Source organism: Janibacter sp. CFPM2_SD2 (genome assembly GCF_057364645.1).
This window is the reverse complement of sequence record NZ_JBNFOF010000256.1, coordinates 1-3470: the sequence shown is the minus strand read 5'-3', so window position 1 is coordinate 3470 and position 3470 is coordinate 1. Positions and strand designations below refer to the sequence as shown.

General features: G+C 68.5%; 1 protein-coding gene and 1 pseudogene. Both read left to right on the top strand.

Features of this window, described 5'->3' with window-relative positions; all coding sequences use genetic code 11:
• Positions 1-277: pseudogene (locus AC2W7J_RS16760) on the top strand (class I SAM-dependent RNA methyltransferase); the annotation flags it as partial.
• 114 nt (positions 278-391) lie between these two features.
• Positions 392-3193, top strand: coding sequence for an aconitate hydratase AcnA (gene acnA / locus AC2W7J_RS16755; protein ID WP_485983799.1), 2802 nt, complete (start codon positions 392-394; stop codon positions 3191-3193).
• The last annotated feature ends 277 nt before the right edge of the window (positions 3194-3470 follow it).

The following is a 3470-nucleotide window of genomic DNA, read 5'->3' as shown; positions in this document are numbered from 1 at the left end:
CGCGCTCCGACCTGCTGCCGCCGAGCGCGGACGCGTCGTCCTGGACCCGCCCCGCACCGGGGCCGGACGCCAGGTCGTCGAGGCGCTCACCTCCCTTCGCCCGCGTCGTCTCGTCTACGTCGCCTGCGACCCCGCGGCGCTGGCCCGGGACACCGCCTACCTCGCGGACCAGGGCTTCGACCTGGCGGGCCTGCGGGCCTTCGACGCCTTCCCGATGACCCACCACGTCGAGTGCGTGGCGACCTTCGAGCCGAAGGGGGCGCCGCCCGCCCCGTGACAGGGGAGGGCGACGTGGGGAAGAGTGCAGGAGAGCGCGCCTGTGGGTTCGCGTCCGCAGGCGCTGTGATAGTTTTATCTTGACGTCAAGATAACCACGACAGAGGAGTCGACTGTGGCCAGCTCGAACACCTTCAACGCCAAGGACACGCTCACCGTCGGTGACGAGTCCTACGAGATCTACCGGATCGACAAGGTCGAGGGCTCGAAGAACCTGCCCTACAGCCTCAAGGTCCTGCTGGAGAACCAGCTGCGCACCGAGGACGGCGAGAATGTCACCGCCGACCACATCAACGCGCTCGGCGCCTGGGACGAGAACGCCCAGCCCGACACCGAGATCCAGTTCACGCCCGCCCGCGTGATCATGCAGGACTTCACCGGTGTCCCCTGCGTCGTCGACCTCGCCACGATGCGCGAGGCCGTCGCCGAGCTCGGTGGCGACCCGACGAAGATCAACCCGCTCGCGCCGGCCGAGCTCGTCATCGACCACTCGGTCCAGATCGACGCCTTCGGTACCGCGGACGCCTTCGCCCGCAACGTCGACTTCGAGTACGAGCGCAACAACGAGCGCTACCAGTTCCTGCGCTGGGGCCAGACGGCCTTCGACGACTTCAAGGTCGTCCCCCCGGGCACCGGCATCGTCCACCAGGTCAACATCGAGCACCTGGCCCGCGTCACGATGACCCGCGACGGCGTCGCCTACCCCGACACCTGCGTCGGCACCGACTCGCACACGACGATGGAGAACGGCCTGGGCGTCCTGGGCTGGGGCGTCGGCGGCATCGAGGCCGAGGCGGCCATGCTCGGCCAGCCGGTCTCCATGCTCATCCCGCGCGTCGTCGGCTTCAAGCTCTCCGGCTCGATCCCGGCCGGCGCCACCGCGACCGACGTCGTCCTGACGATCACCGAGATGCTGCGCGACCACGGCGTCGTCGGCAAGTTCGTCGAGTTCTACGGCGAGGGCGTCGCCCAGGTGCCGCTGGCCAACCGCGCCACCATCGGCAACATGAGCCCCGAGTTCGGCTCGACCGCCGCGATGTTCCCCATCGACGACGTCACCCTCGACTACCTGCGCCTCACCGGCCGCTCCGAGCAGCAGGTCGCGCTCGTCGAGGCCTACGCCAAGACCCAGGGCATGTGGCTCGACCCGGCCGTCGAGCCCCGCTTCTCCGAGTACCTCGAGCTCGACCTGTCGACGGTCGTCCCCTCGATCGCCGGCCCGAAGCGTCCGCAGGACCGCATCGAGGTCAGCAAGGCCAAGGAGCAGTTCCGCGGCGACCTGAAGAACTACGTCGTCGACGGCAACGGCATCGAGAAGTCCTCGGTCGACGCCGAGCTCGCCGGCACCTTCCCGGCCTCCGACTCCCCGAGCCACGACGCGCTCGAGGCGTCCGAGAGCGCCGGTCGGCCCTCGCACTCCGAGCCGCGCACCAACGGTGACCGGGCCTCCAACCCGGCGAAGGCCGTCATCGACGGTGCCGAGGTCGAGATCGACCACGGCCACGTCGTCATCGCCTCGATCACCAGCTGCACCAACACGTCCAACCCGTCGGTCATGATGGCCGCCGCGATGCTCGCGAAGAACGCGGTCGAGCGCGGCCTGCAGGTCAAGCCGTGGGTCAAGACCTCGATGGCGCCGGGCTCGAAGGTCGTCACCGAGTACTACGAGAAGGCCGGCATGTGGCCCTACCTCGAGAAGCTCGGCTACCATCTCGTCGGCTACGGCTGCACGACCTGCATCGGCAACTCGGGCCCGATCATCGACGAGGTCTCGCAGGCGGTCAACGCCAACGACCTGGCCGTCACGTCGGTCCTCTCCGGCAACCGCAACTTCGAGGGGCGCATCAACCCCGACGTGAAGATGAACTACCTCGCGTCGCCGCCGCTCGTCATCGCCTACGCGCTCGCCGGCACGATGGACTTCGACTTCGAGACCGAGGCGCTGGGCCAGGACGCCGACGGCAACGACGTCTTCCTCAAGGACATCTGGCCCAACCCGGCCGACGTGCAGAGCACGATCGACACCGCGGTCACGCAGGAAATGTTCACCGAGAAGTACGCGGACGTCTTCGCCGGTGACGAGCGCTGGACCTCGCTCGAGACCCCCGAGGGCAACACCTTCGAGTGGGCCGACGAGTCGACCTACGTGCGCAAGCCCCCGTACTTCGAGGGCATGAAGATGGACCTCGATGCCGTCGAGGACATCTCCGGTGCGCGCGTCCTGGCCAAGCTGGGTGACTCGGTCACGACCGACCACATCAGCCCGGCCGGTGCGATCAAGGCCGACAGCCCGGCGGGCGTCTACCTCGCCGAGCACGGCGTGGAGCGCAAGGACTTCAACTCCTACGGCTCGCGCCGTGGCAACCACGAGGTCATGATCCGCGGCACCTTCGCCAACATCCGGCTGAAGAACCAGCTGCTCGACGGCGTCGAGGGTGGCTTCACCCGCGACTTCCTCGGCGACGGTGGCCAGACGACGATCTTCGAGGCCTCGGAGAAGTACATCGAGGCCGGCGTCCCGCTCGTCGTCCTTGCCGGCAAGGAGTACGGCTCCGGCTCGTCGCGTGACTGGGCGGCCAAGGGCACGCGCCTGCTCGGCGTCCGCGCCGTCATCGCGCAGTCCTACGAGCGCATCCACCGCTCCAACCTCATCGGCATGGGCGTCATCCCGCTCCAGTTCCCCGAGGGGCAGAGCGCCGACTCGCTCGGCCTGGACGGCACCGAGACCTTCGACATCGCGGGCATCACCGAGCTCAACAACGGCTCGACGCCCAAGACGGTCAAGGTCACGGCGACACGTGAGGGTGGCGAGACCGTGGAGTTCGACGCGGTCGTGCGCATCGACACCCCCGGTGAGGCGGACTACTACCGCAACGGCGGCATCCTGCAGTACGTGCTGCGGTCGCTCGTCGGCTGACCTCCGACGCACCACCGAAGGGGGTGGCCACCTACGGGTGGCCGCCCCCCTTCGTCGTGCGTGCTGTGCGCGCTCCCCACCCTGCAGGACCCTGGGGTTGTGCAGGGTTGTGACCTCCGAACTCTGCAAGACCCTAGGGTTTTGCAGAGTTCTGGTGGGGTGAGTTCAGGGCGTACACTCGAACACGTGTTCATCAGTCAGTGCGTCCGCCGGTGCGGACGGCGCTGCCCGGGTCGCCGGGCGCGCGGACCGAGGCTGCGGGGGGCGAAGGGGGGGA